Genomic DNA, 20,351 nt, shown 5'->3' with positions numbered 1-20,351 from the left:
ATTTTTATTTCTGCCATTTGCAGGTTAAATTGTTAAATGTTTATTCTAGAGCGATTAATCAAAATTCTTATTCGAAATTGTGGTGGGATAAACTTTAAAAAGCCTTAATTTTGCTGTCTGAAAAATGACTTCATGATTTTACCATTCTTTAAAAAGATTCAAAATACGCCTAGAGGATATCGTATTGCCAACACTGTTTTTTTCTTTCTCTCAGGTTTCGGCTACTCTTCTTGGGTTTCAAGAATTCCACATATACAAGCCCAATTGCATTTGTCTGAAGCCGAATTTGGAGCGGTTTTATTTGCTTTTCCGATCGGTTTAATGCTAACAATGCCTTTTACAGGAAAATTATTGAATAAATACAGCAGCCGTTATATAATGCTTCTTGGTGCGGTTATGTTTAATGTTGCGCTTTCTTTGCCAGGTTTGGCAAGCATTTGTCTGGCAGTTGGTAATTATACTTTTATTTTTTGGAGCTTCTCGTAATATTTTCAATTTATCTATAAATGCGCAGTCTCTGGAAGTCCAGAAATTGTATCCAAAGTCTATTATAACACGTTTTCATGCTGTTTGGAGTATTGCTGTTTTTTCGGGAGCAGGATTGGGGTATGTAATGGTAACACAGCACATTGCACCGTCACATCATTTATTGGGAGTGAGTATTTTTATGCTTGCGCTTACGGCTTGTTTTTACCCAATGAGTATTCACAACGAACCTGTTCCGGTTAAGAAGAAGTTTTTCTCGATGCCAGAAAAAAATCTAGTAAAATTTTCACTGATTTGCTTTGTTTCTATGGCTTGCGAAAACACCATGTACGATTGGAGTGGAATTTATTTCGAAAACATATTAAAAGCTTCTCCAAAATTAACCAGCGCCGCATTTGTATTTTTCGCTTCTGCAGTTACGTTAGGACGTATTTTTGGGGATTATGGTGTAATGAAATTTGGAACTAAAAAAATCCTGCTTTACAGCGGAATATTAATAACAGCTGGTTTTGGACTTTGTTTTATTTTGCCTTATGCTTACCCAACTATTTTCGGTTACGTTTTAATCGGATTTGGGGTTTCTTGTGTAGTTCCGCTAGTGTTTAGCATTGCTGGAAGATCTTCAAATTTAAGTAGTGGTTCTGCCTTAACTTCAATATCAACAATTGGTTATTTAGGATTTTTGCTGGTTCCGCCAATGGTTGGTTTTATTTCCGAATATCTAAGTATGAAATGGGCATTTCTTATTATGGCGCTTCTTGGAATTCTAATGATTTTTATGGTGAATAAGATCGGGGAGAATGAATAATTTTTTTTAGGTACTAAGATTCTAAGGTTTTTATATTTAGTTCTTTTTCCTTGAAAATTAAGGGTATATATATCGTACAATTTCTAGCTTTTTGGCATCGTAAAAATAACCATCATTAGCAAATTCATTTACCAAATCAATTTTATAGTTTTCATTAATATGATTCAGGATTTGCAAGAAAGAAAGCAAAGTCTTTCTGGTAGAGCCGCAATTAACATAGAATAGTTCTTTTTCGACTTGATTTTCTATGCAATAAAGCCTAAAATCAAACGTGGTGTACATTGATTTTTCTATTCGATTGTATTTAAAAATAAAAGAAGTAATTCCGCTTTCAATTAAGTGGATTAAAAAAGCTCTAGTTTCATTGTGCTTGCTGTAGCCATTCCATAATTCACTCCCAATAGTATTTAATTTTATGTCTGACATCAGATGGTTTTTTGGGATTGATGTATAATGCTATTTTGCGATTGAAATTATAAGTTGCAAACGTTATCGGAAGCTTACCCTCATAGATATATTTTTTATCATTAAAAGTATATTCTATAATTGGCACAAAGTAAGTAGGTGATACTTCTGGATTGCTTGGACTTCCTGTAGCATCGCGCCATTTTATCCTTTCTTCAAAGCGAACTATTTTGCTTTCAAGAGGTATAAATGATTTTGGAATAATTGAATACTTTATATACAAAAAGAGATTCACTACGATAATAATACCGAAAAAAGAAAGGACAATTGTAAACATTCAAAAACAATTATTTCTTTGCCATAATAAATCTTTCAGTATTGGGTTTGCCATTTTTCAGTCCTGAAATTTCTGCGATTAAGGAGTCTTTTTCTACCAGATTGTAAATGATTTTATTCGGATAATCGTGTTTTGGGTTTTCAAAAGTTATTTGATTATCTGTCGTTGAGGTCATTTCAAAGCTAACAGGCAATTCTTTATTCTGACCAGGAACTGTTACTATGTAAGACAATTTTCCATTGGTTTCTTCAAGACGAACATGTTCTGAAAAAACGGTGTCGTTTTGTCCCACCACAAAATAAGATTCTCCTAAATAAACCGAATCATTTTCTTTTTTCCAGCGTTCGGTAAGTTCGCCTTCAGCCGATTTATTTCCCCATTCTCCAATAAACCATTTTGCTTTTGCAAGTTTAGGGTAGGTTTTTACAGGAGTTTCGGTTTTGACTTCTTTTTGCAAGAAGAGAACATTACTAAAGTTATAAGTGTCGGAAATAAAATGCTGTTTAATTTCATGATTCATTGTGTTTTATAATTTTAGTAAGAGGAAAACTATCGGTAGGTTTTAGCCCAAATTCATTTTATTTCTTCGTCATAACAAACTTCTCAGAACTCGGTTTTCCATTCAAATTTCCAGAAATCTCTGCCGTCAAAGTATTGTTCGTGCCTTTTGTATAAGTAATTTTTTGAGGATAATCGTGTTTCGGATTTTCGAAAACAAATTGTTTATCTGATTCAGAAGTAGAAGGAAAGAAAACAGGCTGATCTTCGTTTTGACCTTTTACTGTTGCTTTGTAAGTAAGTGTTTCGCCTATTTGCGCCAAAACAATAGTTTCAAAATGAAGCGTGTCTTTTCCTTTAATAAAATAAGAAGAAGCGCTAAAAGTACTGTCGTTTAACTTTTGCCAGTTTTCAGACAAAACACCTTCTTGAGAAGTATTTTCCCAATTCCCGATTAACCAGTCGGCTTTTTTGATTTTGTCTTTTTCAATGGTTTCTTTTTTTGGCAAGAAACCGAAGCTATTACAAGAGCTAAAAGAGTAATTTTCTGAAACATATTTATAAGGTTTTTGATAGCACTAATGTATGAAAAAAATGTTTGCCACAAATTTCACGAATTCTGGCGAATTTCTTTTTTTATATCTGCCACAGATTAAAAGGATTAAAATGATTTTGTCTCACGTAGATTTAGCAGATTCAGCAGATTTATTTTATACTCTACATTATAAAAATCTGTAAAATCTGCTAAATCTGCGGGAAAAAATTTGTGCAATTATTGGTAAAATACACAGAGTAAAGAATCATTTTAATCTGTGGCAAATAATATAAACACAGTAATTTTCAAAAAATAATTCGTGGAAATTCGTGGAAATTCGTGGCAAAAAAAATCAAACGCTAGCGCTCAAGATAGAATAAACCAATTCCTTAGTAGGTTTTTGGTTTTCTAGTTTTGCACGCACTTCATCAAAAGTAACTTTAAAATCGCAACCTGATTTATATTCGGCACAGCCATAAGCTGTTTTGCCTTTTAGAATAGTTCCCTTTTTGCATTTAGGACACATTAAAGCATCGGAACTTTCTTTCGGTTCTGCTTTTTTATCTGTTTTCTTTGGTTCTAATTTCAGTTTGTAGTTTTCTTCAAAACGAATTAAACCTTCAACAGTTCCAGATTCGGTTTTGAAACCTTTAATGTTTACTGTTGAACCTTTTTGAACCAATCGTAAATATTGGCTTTCGGTGATTTTTTTATCTTGAAAAACAAAAGGCAATACAAAGTCACAACCTGCTTTATATTCGCTGCATCCAAAAGCAGATTTTCCTTTAATCAGGTTTCCTTTTTGGCATTTCGGACAAGTTTCTGCTGAAATTCCAGAGGATTTTTTCTTCTCTTTTTCGGCTTTTACAACAGGTTTTTGAATCATTGCAAGCATGCGAAATATTAGCATGTTTGGTCTCGCTTCGCACTTCGTAGACTAAAGCTTCAACCATGCGTTTCATGTTTCTAATGAATGCAGCAGCGGTAAAAGTTCCTTTTTCAATATCTTTCAATTGCTTTTCCCAAGTTCCGGTAAGCTCGGCTGATTTTACCAATTCGTTCTGAATAGTATCGATCAACTGAATTCCAGTTAAAGTTGGTAAAACTTGCTTTTTGTTTCTAACGATATATTGACGTTTGAAAAGCGTTTCGATAATATTCGCTCGAGTTGACGGGCGACCGATTCCGTTTTCTTTCATCAATTCACGTAAATCTTCATCATCAACCTGTTTTCCTGCAGTTTCCATAGCGCGCAGTAAAGTCGCTTCAGTAAATTGATTAGGTGGTTTGGTTTCTTTTTGAAGAAACGAAGGTTCATGAGGACCTTTTTCGCCCACAGTAAAACTCGGCAATAAATCGGGTTCTTTTTCCTTCGCATTCGGGTCTTCAAAAACAACACGGAAACCTTTTTTCAAGATTTCTTTTCCAGTTGCTTTAAAAGTCACATCGGCAGCTTTTCCAATTACTGTCGTATTTGCAACCAAACAATCATCATAAAAAACAGCAATAAAACGTCGCGTAATAATATCGTAAACCTGCTGTTGATTATGCGGTAAATTGTTCTGAATTCCAGTTGGAATAATCGCATGGTGATCGGTTACTTTTTTATCATTGAAAACCTTTGGCGATTTTTTGATTTTTTTCTCCAAAATAGGCTGAGTCAATTCAGCATAATTGGTTAATTTCTGGAGAATTCCAGGTACTTTCGGATAAATGTCTCCTGGTAAAAAAGTCGTATCAACTCTGGGATACGTAATTACTTTTTGTTCATATAAAGTCTGTGCAATTTTCAATGTTTCTTCGGCCGAAAAGCCAAATTTTTGATTGCAATATACCTGCAAACCTGTTAAATCGAAAAGTTTTGGAGCATATTCGTTTCCGTTCTTTTTCTCAACAGAAACAATTTCGAAATCACTTTCCTTGACTTTTGCTTGCTATAATTTGTCCATCTTCTTGGTTTAGAAAACGGCCTTCTTCATAACTAAAAAGTGTTTCTCTATACAAAGTCTGCAATTCCCAATACGGCTGAGGTTTAAAGTTTTCGATTTCTCTAAAACGCTCTACAACCATTGCCAATGTTGGTGTCTGTACGCGTCCGATAGACAAAACTTGTTTGTAGCCACCATGTTTTACGGTGTACAAACGTGTAGCATTCATTCCTAAAAGCCAATCTCCAATAGCTCTAGAAAATCCAGCATAAAATAAATTATCGTAATTCGAAGAGGGTTTTAAGTTTTCAAAACCTTCTTTAATCGCTTCTGTAGTAAGAGATGAAATCCATAATCGCTGAATTTCACCTTTGTAATGTGCTTCGTTCATTACCCAACGCTGAATCAATTCTCCTTCTTGTCCAGCATCCCCGCAGTTTATAACCACGTCGGCTTTCTCAAAAAGACTTTTAATGATCTTAAACTGTTTTTGAATTCCAGAATTTTGAACGACTTTGGTTTCAAACTTTTCAGGAAGCATCGGCAGATTGTTTAAATCCCAGCTTTTCCAGTGGGGTTTATAATCGTTGGGTTCTTTTAAGGTGCATAAATGCCCAAAAGTGTAAGTCACGGCGTAGCCATTGCCTTCATAATATCCGTCATGTTTGGTATTAGCGCCCAAAACAGATGCGATTTCACGTGCTACACTTGGTTTCTCAGCAATACAGACCTTCATTTTTTCCTTTTCTTATTGAAGAGCGAAAATAACGATTTTTTTTGGAGGGCTAGTTATTCGGGAAGATAAGAAAACAAAGTTTGATTTTTCAGTTAGAAAAATTCCTACTTGACACCTCCAAAAGTTTTTAATTTATAAAATAATTAAAACAGATAATTTTCTTGTTAATATATTGGTTTTGATTGTTTTTATATGTTATTTTGTAAGAATTTAATTATAATAAATGAATTTTATGAAGACCTATTTTATCATTGAATTTTTGGAGTTAAAAAAAGCAAAGAAAATTTTATTCTTATTTTTTGCTTTAACCTTTTTATTTTCGTCATGCAGTAAAGATGATGATACTTCTACTGCGCCAACATTACCAGATAAGGCTATTGGTACAGTTACAGGAACGGTAAAAGATGATAATGCGATTCTTGCTGGCGCTACAATAATTTTAAAACAAACAGAGAGGGAAGATATAAATACAGTTGTTGGAACTGATGGAACTTTTGTCTTCGAAAATATTCCTCCTGGCAATGTTGTTCTTGTTGCTTCTTTTCCGTTACATGCAAGTAAAACTACTCAGATTGTTGTTGAAGCTGGTAAAACAATTCATATACCAATTATTTTGACTGGTGATGATACGACTTTGACATTTATACCAGATGCTAAATTTGAAGAGATACTTATAAAATTAGGATATGATGCTGGTCCTGTTAACGGAAGTGTCCCAACGTATAAAATTGTATCAGTTAAGAATTTAAATTTAAATGATTCTGGTGTAGCGGATTTAACAGGACTTCAGGATTTCAAAGCTTTGGAACGTTTCTCATGTTCTAATATATATGGTACTTCGGTTATAAAACTAACCTCAATAGATGTGTCGAAAAACACAGCATTAAAATTCCTTGATGTTTCATTTAATAAGATAGCTGTTTTAGATATCTCTAAAAATACTGCTTTAGAAAGTCTGCGAGTTTAGTTCTAATTTAATAACTAATATAGATGTTTCTAATAATAAAGCTTTGAAGGTATTATATTGTGACAGAAATCCTCTCAGTACCTTAGACGTTACCAAAAATATAGCATTAACACAGCTATCATTTGGAGTTAGTATAACTTCTATAGACCTTTATAAAAACACAGCATTGACAAATTTATATGCTAATGATGGTAAATTAAGAAGCTTAGATATCTCTAGAAATACAGCTTTAGAAGTTTTATGGGTTAATAACAACCAGTTAACTACTTTGGATCTTACTAAAAATACAGCTTTAAAAGATTTAATGTGTCATGAAAATGCTTTAACATCTTTAGATCTGACCACGAATACTGCTTTAACTGGTATTTCGTGTTCGTATAATAAATTAACTTCAATCAATATCAGTAAATGTAGTGAGTTAGTGAGAATAACTTGTGGAAATAATATGCTAACAAGTTTAGATGTGAGCAAAAATTCAAAATTAATAGGCTTAAGCATTTCTTATAATAAGATTGCTACTTTAGATCTTTCTAATAATCCTCTAATTGCAACTATAGGTAGTGATTATTTGTTTTGTGACAATAATCTCTTAAGTACATTAAATTTGAAAAATGGAAGTAATGTAAAATTTACTTATGGAACTTTTAAATCTAATAGTCCTACTCTTCAAATAGCCGTAGATGATGTAGATTACGCAAATGAGAAATGGAAGAATTTAAAAGATGCTTCTGCGACTTTTGTAAGTTCATTCTAAAAACGAGATAGTATAAAACAAAAAGCTGTAAGAAATCATTCTTGCAGCTTTTTTTATAAAATCTATATTTTTAATACTCAAACATTTTATAATATTCTTCCATTTCTCGCGCTCTCGTTTTTACAATATCTTTCTTTCTGTTTTCGGCAACGGCATACCACATGGTTCCTTGTTGTACTTCGTAAAAGTATTTTGAAATAAAAGCATATTCTTTATCGCGATAAGCAAGCCATTGTTTTTGAGACTCCTTTAAAGTTTCAAAAGCTTCTTTTGGAAGTTTCGTTTTTAGTAAATTATAATATTTATTCAATTCTTTGTCCCAAGATTCGCGAGCTTGAATAGTACAATTGCACATGTCTGTATTAGAAATATTTTCTTTATTAAGACATTTTGATTCTAGGGCATCTATTGAGTTTTCTTTTTTGTTTTGTGAAAACGCAACGATTGATAGAAACATAAAACTTAAAACAAGTACTTTTTTCATTCATTTACAATTTAAAAACGTCTATGCTATTCATCCAGAAAATTTCTGATTTTAAAAACTGAAGTTTTGTTTTAACAACTTTATCACTTTTATCTCTCGAATTTTTGGTAATAAATCGAGCTGTCGAATTATTAAAATCTAGAGTATATTTTGAGTCTAAATCTTCTTTTTTGTTTGCCGAAAAAGTAATCAGATTGTCTTTTGCACTCCATTTTCCTTTTCCATATTTATTGTCTTCCGTTGGATTTCCGTCTTGTAATTTTGAATACGAATGAAATACAAAAGTTCCGTCTGGATTTAAAGTTAATTTATATTCGATTGTATGTTTTTCTTTCTCAGAAAGTGAACGAGAATATTCGCCAGCAAATTGATTGGATTGTGCAAATAAAGTTAGATTGAAAACTAAGAGAAAAAATGTAATTAGTACTTTCATAGCGGTTAATTGGTTGGATTTTGGCGGATTATTTTTTTATTCATTGTCTATTATTTCAAATGTTTTTCTAAAATTGTTTATAAATTTTCTTTTTTTGTAGCTGGTGATTGTTCTAGAAATCAAACTAGTTATTAAAAGAAACGAATTGAAAATTATGTATACTGTCAATGGCGCCTTTTTAACAATAAATATTGTATTGAATAATAAAAATGCAACAAAAGGAAAATAACGAATCCAATAATAGCCAAACTTAATTGGAATCATTTCATATGAAATCTCTGTTTGATTTTCATTTTTTGATTTAAATTTTCCTTTTAAAATAAATGGAATAGGATGAAGTATAGCATTTTGGGTTATTCTAAAATCGTTTTGATTTACTATGCCAAAAAAAAGTTTGTCTTTGTCTCCAATCAAATTAAAAGCATGAAAAGGAGTACCACTAATTTTTGGATTGCCTTGTTTGGTATTGGTTTTAAGTCTTTTTCGGAATTCGCTAATATCAATTTGTGATATCATATGCTTAATTATTAATCATTGGATTCAAATTACTGTCCTTATTTCTCAAATCCAATCCACCTTCGTAAACCGATTTAAGATTAGTGAGATAAAAATGCCAGCCGTTTGAACAGCCTAATCTAATGTATTGTTTAGAAGAATCATCTGTTGGAATATTATGATGGCGAAGTTCTACAATCGTATAATCTTCTTTTTCGCTTAAATTGATGTCTACAAGACAATTTCCTTCAAACGTAAATTGCAATTGATCTTTTCCGTTGGCAGATACGATTTTTCCTTTCATAGAATCATCATACAAATACCAAAGCCATTCATACATATTATCTTTTTCTGCATTTTTGCCTTTGCTTAAAGGTTCTTGATTACCATCAAAAAAAGATACCTTTTCAAGAAACCATTTTTCAAGTTCTTCAGCTTTTGTCCAAGCATTGTAAATGTCAGACAGTTCGGCTCTTACGGCTATTTTCTTTGTAAAAGAAGTCCAATCGAAATTTTCCATAGTAAACTGTTTTTAGTTCTTTTTTGTACTAAATATTTGAAAATTAAGCTCAAATTTTAAGATTCAAAATATTCAAGACGTTCCTCTAATTCTTTTTCCGTATAAAGTATTTTATGATCAGGATTTTTTGGATAATTATTTTGTGTGCTTTCAAAAACATCATTTTTATGCATAGCCCAGTTCAATTGCTTGTAATGATAGTGAGAAAGCTTTTTTTCTTCTATTTCTTCGTTCTTTACTCGCCAAGTTTTTATGTAGCTGTTCCAGGTTTCATTTTCACAACATTCACATTCGTCAAAATAAACTGCCTGATAGCCACATATTTCACAATTTTCTAAACTTTTAAAATTTTCTATGTAGCTATAATCTAGGTTATTAATAGATTTTGGTAAATGATTTAAAAAATTGCCAAATCCCATAACATATTTTGAAACGTATAATTTTCGATCTTCCCAACCAGCATGTCTAACTGTTGCATTGTTGAATTCGATATTCAGAAAATTATATTTATCAGTTCCCATTAAATCTTCAAAATTTGCATTTTTAATTTCTTTCCAAGGAAAGAAATTGTCATTCAAATTAAAACCAGATTCTACAATCGTTATTTTGCCGCGATTCTCTAAATAGTGTTTTCTGCACGCGACATAATCCCAACCAGAATTAGATCTAATTTCTCCTGGTTCGCCACAAGTTTCGCAAACATTTTGAGATTTGTTTTCGTACTTTTCAACAATATTTGAAATAGCATCACCATAAACACATTCGGCATGAAATCTAAGGCCTGCATATTTTTCTTTTATGCAAGTCACTTTTTTATTCCAACCGTAAGCATTTAATTTTTTAATAAGTTCAATAACTAAAGGAAACCATCCTGATCGAATCTGTAAGTCAATTCCATTTAAATCAGCAAGCTTCAACAAATCAAATTCGTTAATTTCGTCATTAATAATAAAGTCCTCTAGATTTGTACAATTTTTATTTACAAATTCGACTTCGGCATAAAAATCTTGTTTTTTTGTATTTTCAATGGACAAATTTTCAAGTGAGTATTGTTCTATCGAAGCTCCATTTGCTTTAGCAATTTTTGCATGAATACTATCAATAAGATCTTGATGTTCAGATCTTTTTTTAGGTTTAAATTTATCTATATTAATTGTAATGTATATAATTATAAAAGTAATACACAGACCTAGTATAATGGTAGTTGTTATTGACATGTTTTGGTTTTAATTATGGCTTTACTTTTTCAAGATAAGTGATTTTATTTCTAGCAAATATAAGATATTTCCTCTAGCTTTTATTTCAGAAAAAAGCTGTAGAAAATGTTTCTATTCGATCCAAGGAAACGGATTTTTAACCATGTTTAGTTTGTTTTTGGTGATTGATGAATGATAAACAGATAGAGTAAATGTATTGAGAATCTATTTTTATAATATTAAAAAAACAGGAAAAAAGAAGATGCCATATTATTTTGTCTATTCTTTAGAACTGCACTAGAAGTTCAAAATCGAGTTCCGTAGACTCTTTATTTTTTTGTAAGATAAAAAAGGCGTATATTGCTAAAATAATTTGATATTATAATGATCACTGCAAATTTTTATTTAATAAACAGTTCTTTGATGTGCTTAATGTGCACATTGCTGTATTTGCATGACGATACTTTCTTAAAAAGTTCAAAAGAGTTTATTTCTTTTACCCTGTCACAACTCTAGGCAGGGGAATCTTTTACGATTTTAATCTATTTATTTAATCTTCAATTTTTCAGGATATGATAATACTGAGTTATCACTTTATGTGGTATTTGGTAATAGAGTTGTATCATGCTTTTACTTAAATTGAAGTAAACAAGAAAGTCATGTCACAAAATATAATTTTAACAACAGGAACATACGATTTAATTAAAGACCATATTAGAAGAAAAAAAGTAACAATAGAGGAAGAAGAATTGTTATTGAATCAATTAAAAAACGCTTCTCAAGTATTGCGAAAAAACTTGCCGGAAGATATTGTTTCGATAAACCGAAGAGTTACATACAAAGACCACAATAAAAATGAAGAAAAAACAATTCTTTTAGTTGGTCCAGAAAATGTAAAAGTAAGTAAAAACAAAATTTCTGTTCTTTCAGACGAAGGAATTGCAATGGTAGGCTACAAAGAAGGCGATATTATCGAATGGCCTGCTAAAAAAGGGAATCTGAAACTAGAGATTCTTAAAGTACAAGAGGTGTAAACTAATTTTTGCTTTAAATAAAAAACATCCCAAAAAGAAGATCTCTTTGCGGGATGTTTTTTTATTTGAGTTTAAATTGCTTCTGAAGTTAAAAGCTCTTTTTTAGAATCATTTGTTAATGCAATTACCAATGCAATGCCGCAGAAAAGTAAAGCGATAATGGCGCGTACAATTTCATTTCCGCCCCCTATAGTTGGGTTTGCAACCGCATCTTGAATATGGAAGAAAAGTACAAAAAGTAAAAGCATTAAAGCCAAAAGAAGCGAAATAGGTTTTATCCAAAGCTTGAAAATTATCGAAATGCCCGAACAAATAAGTGCAACGCCTACAAAATAAGTCCAAAACATAGTTCCAGGCAACCATTTCGGAACCATTGTAGACACAAACTCAGCAAAAAGAAAATGGCTTAATCCAAACAAAAGCATTAAAAGCGAATAGAAAATTCGCCCAACAGGAATAAGTTTTTCTAGAAATTTGTCGAATTTGCTTTCGCTTTTGTTCGCACTATACGAACCCGCCAATACAAACGCTCCGCCGCTATACGTTAGTTCCTCAATGGCGTTGATCCAGATTTGTGTGGCGTTGGTTTTGTCGGTATTAAAAATGAAAATAAACGGAAGATGCGAAACAACAAAAGCGACAAGAAAAGCAAAACCTAAATAAAGACAGACTTTTCTAGTATCGATAAATTTAATGGTAACAATTCCCGAAATAATAATTCCTGCCAATATTAAAACAATTCCGGTAAGGATAGAAAACGCAGGATATTGATGCGCCCAAGCGGGAAAAGGTGATAAAATTTCTGATCGAAAATCTTTAATAATAAGCTGATGTACTCCCAAAGCAATAATGCCGATACCGTAAAATAAACGGCCGAGTTTAATAAGTCCTTTCATTAATAGTGGTTTTAGATAGTAAATTTGTTTTTGGTATAACCAAATATATAAATTTATTGCTAAAATACTGATTTAATGAGTGTTGGTTTTTGTTTAGTTTGTCTCTCGCCAGCTTATCCTCGTAGTAACCACACAGTATTGTCATTTCGACGTAAGGAGAAATCTCCGCAAGTAGTTCTATGGAGATTGTGTTCTAATTTGTTGTAAATTAGATTATTATTTTTTTTATATAAATGAAATTAATAATAAAACTTCTTAATATGAATGAAAATGTTAGACATTACGACCCAATCTTCAAAGAGAATGCAGTTCTATTAAGCTATATAAGAAAGACCGTTTCAGAAACTGCAGAAGAATTAGGCATTAATCCTAAAATGCTTTCTAAATGGCGTAGCGCTTACCTAAAGTTTGGTAAAGGGAGTTTTCTAGGAGTAGGTATTAAAAGAGTATATTACGAAAACAAGGAAATCTATGAATTAGAAAAAAAGCTTGCAGATTCTCAACTGCGGTTAGAAATACTGGAGAAAGGTCTTAAATATATGAATCAAGGCAAACATGTAATTTGTAATTTCATACATCAGAATAGAGATAAATATCCTTTATATACAATGTTTGAGGTCTTAGGAGCTTCACATTCAACCTATTATTTATGGACAAAACAACCTTTTTCAAAAAGAGAAATCCGCGTTAATCTGCTTAAAAAAGAAATAGATTCTATATTTTTTGAATTCAAGCAGTATAAAGGAGTTATATTAATTACAAGAGAACTTAATAATCGAGGATTTAAAATTTCTGAAGCACAGGTATCGTTTTGGATGAAAGAGCTTGGTTTGAGGAGTAAAGTAAAAAAGAAATTCAAAGTTACAACTGATTCAAAGCATAATTTATGTATTGCTTCCAACTTATTAAAAAGACAGTTTAAAGTAGATGAACCTTGTAAAGTTTGGGTTTCAGATATTACTTATATTCAAATAAAGAGAAGGTTTTCATATCTCACTGTTGTTATGGATTTGTATGATAGAAAAATAGTAGGATGGCATTTGAGTTGTGAACTTTCTACTAAGGTTACAACTTTACCTGCTTTTGAAAAAGCAATAATTAATCGTCCTATTAGAGACGGATTAATATTCCATTCTGATAAAGGATCTCAGTATGCGAGTAAATTGTTTACTAATAAATTAGCTGAATATAATTGCAAACCTAGTATGAACAGAACAGCAGACAGTTTAGATAATGCTGTTATGGAAAGTTTTTTTAATACTTTAAAGAGAGAAGTAATTTATAAACAGAAGAGATTACTAACAACAGGTGAATTGAAAATCGTTATACTTGAATATATAGAAAACTGGTATAATAAAAAAAGAATACATTCCAGCCTTAATTACAAGACAATCGAGGAATTTAATAATTATAATTTATGAAAAAGACCAGAGCAAATTATGACCGCGATTTCAAATTAAAGGCAGTCTTCTTAAGTTATGAAAATCGAAATTCGGCTCAAACGGCGAGAGATTTGCAAATAGATAAAAATCTTCTTTCTCTTTGGCGAAAAGAGTATAAAAAACATGGAACAGGATGTTTTCCTGGGTATGGGAATCTAACTTTAACTTCTGAAGAGAAGAAAATTTACTATCTCGAAAAACAAATTAAAGATGTGGATTTAAAGTTTGAAATCATTAGAAATGCCAGTAAATATATTTGCCTCGGAAAACCTTTCATTTTTCATTTTATGGCAGAAAATGAAAAAAAATATTCAATAAAATTAATGTGCAGAACATTAGATGTAAATAGAGGTACCTACCGCACATGGAAACGAGGTTTGCTTACAGAAACTCAAAAATGGCGTATAAACTTAAAAAATGAAATTAAGTCTATTTTTTCTGCTTCTAAAGAAACTTATGGTTGCCATCGTATTGTTATAGAACTACAAAAATCAGGGTATTTTTTATCACATACAACTGTGCTAAGATGTATGAGAGAATTAGGCATATACGTCTCAATACGAAAAAATAATTTAGCAATAAAGCAACAACAAAATATTACAAATCCTTAATTAATTCGCTTGGGTGAATTTTTAAAGCTTGAGCAATTTTAAATAAAGTGCTTACTTTCATTTCTTGTGAACCTTTAAGGTATTTTCTTAAATTTTCCACATCCATCTCAGCGTCATGGGCAACTTCTCTTGTCTTTAATTTATTATCCTCAATCACATCTTTTATCTTAATTCCCAGTTCTTTTACAACTTCGGGAATTTCACTTTTTCTTTCTCTTTTCATAGAAATGAAATTACAAGTAATAGATTGTTTCGATATGATTGTTAAAAATCGATTGTTTTCAACCGATATTTTATATATTTGTTTAAATTGTAAATTAAATCTTATATGAAAATAGAAATAGAAAATAAAGAAAGAGCCGAAGAATTGTTAGAATTAATAAATAAAGGAAGCTACTTCAGCAAACTAAAACCAGTTCCAAAAGAGACCAACTCGTATACAATACCGCTAAAAGTTTCTTCTTATAACGAATTAAATCTAATGGTTTCAGATTTGCTAAAAGCAAGTATTATTTTGCTTAATCCAGATGCAAACAGTTTGTCGAGTTTTACAAAAGATAATAATGTCAATGTTATGACTTTGCTTGAAATTGCCTTGCAGTTATTGCCAGAAGATGAAATGGAGTTGTTGGATGAGGTTTATAAGGTTGGGAGTTGATGCTTAGTGTATAAAAGAAGGTAAAGTTGAAGATAATTGTAAAACTTTTTTATTAGAATTTTTATGAAGGAGCTTTGGTATTTAAATTAGTAAATATTTTTATATTTGTAGATAATATAAGGTTGTGCATTTCATTCTCGCGCACATTTAAAAACATGTGAATGTTTATACTCTCTATTTATATTTTATCAATATAAATAATTTGTAAGGTTGTGAAGAGAGAATTGTATGACCTTTTAGGTTTTTCTATAAATGCTTTCTAAAGTCAATTTGTATTGTAATTTATCTTTTGCAAAAAAGTTTTCTCTCCAATTTTTGGGATAAATTATAGTTTCTTTCATCCTAATATAAACTGTACACCCCTTTTTATCATTGAAATTAACGTTTCTATAAATAAACAAAACCCTTTTTTGGCTTAAAATGTTATTATTATGCTTATTAAGATTTTCAGGATTATTGTCAGGAGAAATTGTCTGGATTTGATCTGGATAGAAATTTAAAATAGTTTTGACATTTCTCAATAGTAAAAGACTGTCAAATATATGAGTTACATTTCGATTTTTTCGAATTAAATGCTTCCATGCATACCCACTAAGACTAATTATTCCAAAAGGAGTTGAAACTTCACCTTTAATTCTGGAGTATTCTTTTTTAGACCATTTTTTTACATCTGCTAAAGTTGTAAATTGTTTTAGGGTAATTAAGGGAATTCCATTTTTACTCTTTTTTTGTGATAATGTAAATAATCTATCGATTTCAAAAATAGAATGTGGACGAAGTAAATTATTATTTGTTAGATATAAAAAATCAGAAGAACTCGTAGGTTTTATAAATTTCCAATAGACTTCAATTTTTTTCTTTGGATTGACCCATAATATAATAACACTTTGATTATTTTTTTTCCATTTTTCAATATGCTCTGGATCGATGTTTCTAAGAGAATAGCACTTCTTAGTTTTTAGCCATTCAGTATAAGAATTTCCCGTTTTTATTTGAACACCAATTTGTTTTACGCTAATATCAAAAAAATTTTTATACTTTAGTTGAAAGTCCAGTGCTGCTGATCCTTCACCACTTAAAGTTTCGCGTTGAATTTCACCATCAAAAAGTGAGGCGATTAAATTTGATCCAAAATTCTCTCCAATGTTGGATAATTTATATTTTTTTATTTGCATTAGCGTGAATTATTTTTTGATTTTAGCTTGATAGTTGCTAGGAGCAGGATACTCAAAGCAGTATGGGGATTTAAAAATTAATACAAAAATCCGCGCTATCGGATTTTTCATTTTTCGTAGTTACTTGTTCCGTATAAATAGATTCTTTTAGTGTCTTTTCTAATTGCTTCTGGTAAAAGATTGAAAAGAATATCCACGAAAGATTTTTTACCTGAATTTCCTATCAATTTTAGGCTCATTTCTTTCGTTGGGTTATCAGTAGTTATTGTTTCCGATATACTAAAAATTTTTTCAAACATTTCTCCAACACTGTATATTAATTGCTCGTTTTTTGCTTTTATTAAATCAATTGAAAGTGCGTCTGAAAAATCAAATTTTACTTCATCTTCATTATCTATGTATGCATTAAATAAAACGAGCTCTACACTTCCAGAATATTTCCATTTTGTTTTTCTTTCAATTTCAATTCTTAAATTATTAAAATTTTCAGGGTTAAAAGTCCAGTCTTCATTGTTAACTTTAGTTACAACTGAAAGAGCAGGTTCAAACATTTTAGGTTGGTAACCAATGCAAAAAAAATCAATTGTTTCTCTCGAGCGATTATTATAATAATCAACTTTTTTTAATATTTCATCTTCTGTAAAGCTATCGGGTTGAGCAAATAACAACCCCACAATTTTTGATTCATTCTTATCATATTTGAAAGAATATCCAATTACTTTTTTTAATTCTTCAAAACTGTTTACTATGTGCATATTTTAATTTTTTTAACATATTATAAGTTACTTTAGCCTTAAAATGCAAATTCTATTGATTTTGTATTTAGCTATTACATTCGTGTTATCCTCTGCTGGCGCGAGCGTCCCGCTCGTGAACGCAATCTAAATCAATTTTAAAAACTTTGCAGACACGAGCGGAAGAGGCGCTCGCGCTAGCGGGGTAGTTTTTTATTTCAGTATTAAACGAAATTAAACATTATCATTGTTTAAATCTGTAGAATTTTCCATTCGGACATCATAAATATCAAAACTCTGAATTGCAATTTTAACCTGGTTTAGAAAAATATTTATTAATTCAGATTTTGGTAATTTATAATTGAGGCTGACGTGATTGTTTATATTTAATTCTGTTAGAATTTCCTTGAAAATCATGTCAGTTCCTTCTTGTAAATAATAATTTGAATAAAGATGAATGTTTTCTTTTACAAATTGAATCCAAATTTTATTTCCATTTTTTGAGACCGAAAACTTATATACACGTGCCCCTTCCCAATTGAATACCCCACTTTTGGTTAAAGTGACTCCTAAAGGTAATTCAGTATTAATTTTACCTAATTCTTTGCCTATATTATTTAGTGTATTTATTACTTCATTTTCAATTTGCTTATATTCATTAACCAATTCTCGAACTTCACGTTCATTGTCATAAATAATGCTTCTTAATTCTTTTGACATATTTAGAGTATTTTTACCAAGGAATTTTATTTCAATATATTTTTTGAATTCTTTTAAGAAATGAGAAACATTATCTGCCTCGCAAATAAGCAACCAGCTATTAATTAAATTTACAATATCATATTTGTAACTAATTACTTTAAGTTTTTGTTGTTCAATTAATTTATTTCTGCAACTATCATCCATGCTTTTGGATGATGGCTCTAAGCCATAAGGATTTAGATAAAACAATAAATAATTACCCTTTGATTTATTTTCTAAAAAGTTAGCATAGTCTCTTAATTGATTTGTTTGGTCGTCAGCCCAGATTTTATTTTCTATGGCAATAATTAAATCATCAACTTCTATATAAAGATCTATTCTTCGATTGTTAGTAATTATTTTTTCACAGATATTTATAGAATTAAGGATATCAACTTCTTTGTTGCAGAATGTTTTAATAAATTCATTTAAAAAAATATTGCCTTGCCCATGATTTTGTTTTTCATCTAAGAAATAAGCTAAAATTTGGGTAATCTTATTTTCTCCCATAGAAAAAAACTGAAACAAACTAAAGTCAAATGCTAGTTGCTTATCGTATTCTTGCTTGAATTTTAGATGTGCATCGATTCTAGATTTTGTAAGATTAATTATGCTTTTGATTTCTTTAAATTCTTCCATTAGTTAGCGGTTTGTAGTAGGAAAAAAAATGTTTTTATTTTAAGCTTAATAATTTATTTCGAATTTGATTCAATTTTATAGTTCCGTGCCCAATAAATTCATGGCGCATATAAACTTCATTTTCATCATATTTAATTCCCATTGACATTCTTTCAAACTTTTGTAAATCTTCAAATTCATTATTCAGTTCTATAATTTTTACATCAATAAAACTGATAAAGTTATCTATGAATTCTTCTCTGTTTTTAAATTTAAGAATTTCATTTCCAGTTTCAAATAGAACTACATAATACTCATTCCCTAAAACAACATTTTTTATTTGTAAAAAATTATCAAAGACAATTGGACTATCCTTTAATTGTGATTTGAACTTGATATTAAAAAGAGAAGATATTTTTTGATAAATATCTTCGTGTGATGGTTTATCAGATGTTTTTATCATTTATATAAAAAGTTTATAGTCTTGTTTAGAAATCTGCTATCGGGTCTATAAGAGACATTTTAAAATCTTTTAAGTTTTTCTTCCTTTTCAAGTTTTTTTCTATCATCTTCCATCATTTGCATGTTTTCCATATTGAATTGAATTTTTTTATTTTCTCTAATGTAAATGTCAAAGTCAAATATTTCTATTCTATCATTAATTACATTTTCACAATATTTATTGATTTTAAAATCAAAAGTTAACATTGCTCGAATTTTATTTTCTTCAGAAGCAAAAAAATATTGAGACAATGTATTCAAATATTTTTTGAATTTTACATTTTTGCAAGCATTCGGGGTTTTCTTTTCTTCCGACTTAAATCCCTTTCCTTTATATTTTTCAAGAATAATATCAGTATAATTTTTATTTAAGCTTGCCCTTATAAAATATAATTTATCATTATAAAATTTGAGTAAAACATTTTTAATAACAATATTGTTAGTTTCGTAACTTGGAATGAATATTACTTCTGTAGAATCATTTACTGAGGCAACTTCTAGATTATACCAACTTTTTACATTATTATAGTCTGGTTTTAATCTATAAGCTAATGTTCCTCCTGAGTATTTTTCATTGAGATCTTCATAATTAACTACATTATTTTGATATTCGTTTAAGTCTTCTATTATTGTCATATATGACGAATATGAAGGTAATATCCATTCTAGATCAGAAGTTTTTGTAGAATTTATCTCAAAGTCGCCAATTCTCGTCGGACAATCTTGTGCATTTAAATTGATTCCAATTAAAATTATGAATAGAAAATATTTCATAAACCTTTTTTTAATTATTTAATTTCCTTCAGCATTATAAGCAATTCAGGAATTTTACCTACTTGCGTTTCTGTCCAGAAATAACGTCTATAATCTGTAATGCCATTATCTTTAAGATATATTGAGATTCTTCTAGAAGTATTTTGAATATGAAAACTAAATGTTATTTCTTTAGAATTAAATATATATGTGGTTGATTGGTTTTTTTGAGTTTTGTCTTTAAGATTGGGAATAACATATTGTTCAATAAATAATATAAATTCATCAACTTCATTCAAATCAATCCAAGAAGATTTAAAATAATTTTCGGCTAATGCCATTTCCACTTGCAATGCTTTTATTTTTTTGTTTGATTTTAAATCAATTGCTTCAACAGGAAAGAAAACTAAAACCTCTTTTAATCCAGTCGTAAATTCGGCTTTTTTATTCCAATCTTTATTTACTTGCATGATTTCTGCGTTTTCGATAAACTGTCGGGCTTTAGAATTCTTGTCTTGAGAATAAATTTGTGTTATTGCACAGAGCAATAAAAATAAAGCAAATAGTTTTTTCATTTTTTAAGTTGTGGTTGTTAGTTAGTTTTCA

The 20,351-nt window shown here is 30.1% G+C and carries 25 protein-coding genes and 1 pseudogene; 8 read left to right on the top strand and 18 right to left on the bottom strand.

Annotated features, from left to right (window positions below; all coding sequences use genetic code 11):
* Nucleotides 1-132 precede the first annotated feature (132 nt).
* Nucleotides 133-486, top strand: a complete 354-nt coding sequence (locus P5P87_RS09455; protein WP_278022362.1) for an MFS transporter — start codon at nt 133-135, stop codon at nt 484-486.
* Complete coding sequence (locus P5P87_RS09450; RefSeq protein WP_278022361.1) at nt 449-1,294, top strand: MFS transporter; 846 nt, start codon at nt 449-451, stop codon at nt 1,292-1,294. The genes P5P87_RS09455 and P5P87_RS09450 overlap by 38 nt, the downstream gene beginning before the upstream one ends.
* A gap of 57 nt (nt 1,295-1,351) precedes the next feature.
* Here P5P87_RS09450 and P5P87_RS09445 read toward each other — a convergent pair whose 3' ends face one another.
* From P5P87_RS09445 to P5P87_RS09425, 5 genes and pseudogenes are all read right to left on the bottom strand, one after another.
* Nucleotides 1,352-1,720, bottom strand: a complete 369-nt coding sequence (locus tag P5P87_RS09445; protein WP_278022360.1) for a hypothetical protein — start codon at nt 1,718-1,720, stop codon at nt 1,352-1,354.
* On the bottom strand, nt 1,686-2,036 hold the full coding sequence (locus P5P87_RS09440; RefSeq protein ID WP_198856914.1) for a hypothetical protein: 351 nt from the start codon (nt 2,034-2,036) through the stop codon (nt 1,686-1,688). Before P5P87_RS09440 ends, P5P87_RS09445 begins: the two co-directional genes overlap by 35 nt.
* A 10-nt stretch (nt 2,037-2,046) precedes the next feature.
* Nucleotides 2,047-2,556, bottom strand: a complete 510-nt coding sequence (locus P5P87_RS09435) for a DUF6265 family protein (protein ID WP_278022359.1) — start codon at nt 2,554-2,556, stop codon at nt 2,047-2,049.
* Nucleotides 2,557-2,614: 58 nt separating this feature from the next.
* The gene (locus P5P87_RS09430) at nt 2,615-3,043 is read right to left on the bottom strand and encodes a DUF6265 family protein (protein ID WP_278022358.1); all 429 of its coding nucleotides are present in this window, start codon (nt 3,041-3,043) and stop codon (nt 2,615-2,617) included.
* Nucleotides 3,044-3,421: 378 nt separating this feature from the next.
* Nucleotides 3,422-5,733 (bottom strand): annotated as a pseudogene (locus P5P87_RS09425) (type IA DNA topoisomerase).
* Between the two features lie 232 nt (nt 5,734-5,965).
* Between P5P87_RS09425 and P5P87_RS09420 the strand changes: the two are divergent.
* Both P5P87_RS09420 and P5P87_RS09415 read left to right on the top strand, forming a co-directional pair.
* Nucleotides 5,966-6,700: a carboxypeptidase-like regulatory domain-containing protein gene (locus P5P87_RS09420; protein ID WP_278022357.1), complete on the top strand. Its 735-nt coding sequence runs from the start codon at nt 5,966-5,968 to the stop codon at nt 6,698-6,700.
* Nucleotides 6,701-6,743: 43 nt separating this feature from the next.
* Nucleotides 6,744-7,454, top strand: a complete 711-nt coding sequence (locus P5P87_RS09415) for a leucine-rich repeat domain-containing protein (RefSeq protein ID WP_278022356.1) — start codon at nt 6,744-6,746, stop codon at nt 7,452-7,454.
* Nucleotides 7,455-7,524: 70 nt separating this feature from the next.
* Here P5P87_RS09415 and P5P87_RS09410 read toward each other — a convergent pair whose 3' ends face one another.
* Genes P5P87_RS09410 through P5P87_RS09390 form a run of 5 tightly spaced genes read right to left on the bottom strand, consistent with a single transcriptional unit; the run spans nt 7,525 to nt 10,603 of the window.
* Nucleotides 7,525-7,938, bottom strand: coding sequence for a lysozyme inhibitor LprI family protein (locus P5P87_RS09410; protein WP_278022355.1), 414 nt, complete (start codon nt 7,936-7,938; stop codon nt 7,525-7,527).
* Between the two features lie 4 nt (nt 7,939-7,942).
* Nucleotides 7,943-8,371, bottom strand: coding sequence for a copper resistance protein NlpE N-terminal domain-containing protein (locus P5P87_RS09405; protein ID WP_278022354.1), 429 nt, complete (start codon nt 8,369-8,371; stop codon nt 7,943-7,945).
* A gap of 36 nt (nt 8,372-8,407) precedes the next feature.
* The gene (locus P5P87_RS09400) at nt 8,408-8,887 is read right to left on the bottom strand and encodes a hypothetical protein (protein ID WP_278022353.1); all 480 of its coding nucleotides are present in this window, start codon (nt 8,885-8,887) and stop codon (nt 8,408-8,410) included.
* Nucleotides 8,888-8,891: 4 nt separating this feature from the next.
* Nucleotides 8,892-9,386 (bottom strand): SRPBCC family protein, encoded by a 495-nt coding sequence (locus tag P5P87_RS09395; protein WP_278022352.1) that lies wholly within the window; start codon nt 9,384-9,386, stop codon nt 8,892-8,894.
* Nucleotides 9,387-9,442: 56 nt separating this feature from the next.
* The gene (locus P5P87_RS09390; RefSeq protein WP_198856922.1) at nt 9,443-10,603 is read right to left on the bottom strand and encodes a hypothetical protein; all 1,161 of its coding nucleotides are present in this window, start codon (nt 10,601-10,603) and stop codon (nt 9,443-9,445) included.
* A 638-nt stretch (nt 10,604-11,241) separates the two neighbouring features.
* On the opposite strand from P5P87_RS09390, the gene P5P87_RS09385 reads away from it, so the two are divergent.
* Nucleotides 11,242-11,616: a GreA/GreB family elongation factor gene (locus P5P87_RS09385; protein ID WP_198856923.1), complete on the top strand. Its 375-nt coding sequence runs from the start codon at nt 11,242-11,244 to the stop codon at nt 11,614-11,616.
* Nucleotides 11,617-11,687: 71 nt separating this feature from the next.
* Here the strand turns inward: P5P87_RS09385 and P5P87_RS09380 are convergent, their stop codons facing one another.
* Nucleotides 11,688-12,512 carry a DoxX family membrane protein gene (locus tag P5P87_RS09380; RefSeq protein ID WP_278022351.1) on the bottom strand — a complete coding sequence of 275 codons (825 nt, stop codon included), beginning with the start codon at nt 12,510-12,512 and terminating at the stop codon, nt 11,688-11,690.
* A 260-nt stretch (nt 12,513-12,772) separates the two neighbouring features.
* On the opposite strand from P5P87_RS09380, the gene P5P87_RS09375 reads away from it, so the two are divergent.
* Nucleotides 12,773-13,933, top strand: coding sequence for an IS3 family transposase (locus P5P87_RS09375; RefSeq protein ID WP_278022350.1), 1,161 nt, complete (start codon nt 12,773-12,775; stop codon nt 13,931-13,933).
* Nucleotides 13,930-14,565, top strand: a complete 636-nt coding sequence (locus tag P5P87_RS09370; protein WP_278022349.1) for a transposase — start codon at nt 13,930-13,932, stop codon at nt 14,563-14,565. The genes P5P87_RS09375 and P5P87_RS09370 overlap by 4 nt, the downstream gene beginning before the upstream one ends.
* Here P5P87_RS09370 and P5P87_RS09365 read toward each other — a convergent pair.
* On the bottom strand, nt 14,552-14,788 hold the full coding sequence (locus P5P87_RS09365; protein WP_198856927.1) for a helix-turn-helix domain-containing protein: 237 nt from the start codon (nt 14,786-14,788) through the stop codon (nt 14,552-14,554). The genes P5P87_RS09370 and P5P87_RS09365 overlap by 14 nt on opposite strands.
* Nucleotides 14,789-14,893: 105 nt before the next feature.
* Here P5P87_RS09365 and P5P87_RS09360 point away from each other — a divergent pair, with 105 nt between their 5' ends.
* Nucleotides 14,894-15,223, top strand: a complete 330-nt coding sequence (locus P5P87_RS09360) for a hypothetical protein (RefSeq protein WP_278022348.1) — start codon at nt 14,894-14,896, stop codon at nt 15,221-15,223.
* 236 nt (nt 15,224-15,459) lie between these two features.
* Here P5P87_RS09360 and P5P87_RS09355 read toward each other — a convergent pair whose 3' ends face one another.
* From P5P87_RS09355 to P5P87_RS09330, 6 genes are all read right to left on the bottom strand, one after another.
* Nucleotides 15,460-16,398, bottom strand: coding sequence for a DUF4365 domain-containing protein (locus P5P87_RS09355; RefSeq protein WP_278022347.1), 939 nt, complete (start codon nt 16,396-16,398; stop codon nt 15,460-15,462).
* Nucleotides 16,399-16,505: 107 nt separating this feature from the next.
* On the bottom strand, nt 16,506-17,066 hold the full coding sequence (locus P5P87_RS09350; protein WP_278022346.1) for a hypothetical protein: 561 nt from the start codon (nt 17,064-17,066) through the stop codon (nt 16,506-16,508).
* Nucleotides 17,067-17,366: 300 nt separating this feature from the next.
* Nucleotides 17,367-18,512, bottom strand: coding sequence for a PDDEXK-like family protein (locus P5P87_RS09345; RefSeq protein ID WP_278022345.1), 1,146 nt, complete (start codon nt 18,510-18,512; stop codon nt 17,367-17,369).
* A gap of 34 nt (nt 18,513-18,546) precedes the next feature.
* Complete coding sequence (locus P5P87_RS09340; protein WP_278022344.1) at nt 18,547-18,954, bottom strand: hypothetical protein; 408 nt, start codon at nt 18,952-18,954, stop codon at nt 18,547-18,549.
* 59 nt (nt 18,955-19,013) lie between these two features.
* Entirely contained in the window at nt 19,014-19,766 is a 753-nt protein-coding gene (locus P5P87_RS09335; protein WP_278022343.1) for a hypothetical protein, read from the bottom strand.
* Between the two features lie 14 nt (nt 19,767-19,780).
* Nucleotides 19,781-20,320, bottom strand: a complete 540-nt coding sequence (locus tag P5P87_RS09330) for a hypothetical protein (protein WP_278022342.1) — start codon at nt 20,318-20,320, stop codon at nt 19,781-19,783.
* Between the last annotated feature and the right edge of the window lie 31 nt (nt 20,321-20,351).

This window comes from Flavobacterium ginsengisoli, assembly GCF_029625315.1.
In the GTDB taxonomy this organism is placed as follows: domain Bacteria; phylum Bacteroidota; class Bacteroidia; order Flavobacteriales; family Flavobacteriaceae; genus Flavobacterium; species Flavobacterium ginsengisoli.
This window is presented reverse-complemented; position numbering and strand designations above follow the sequence as displayed.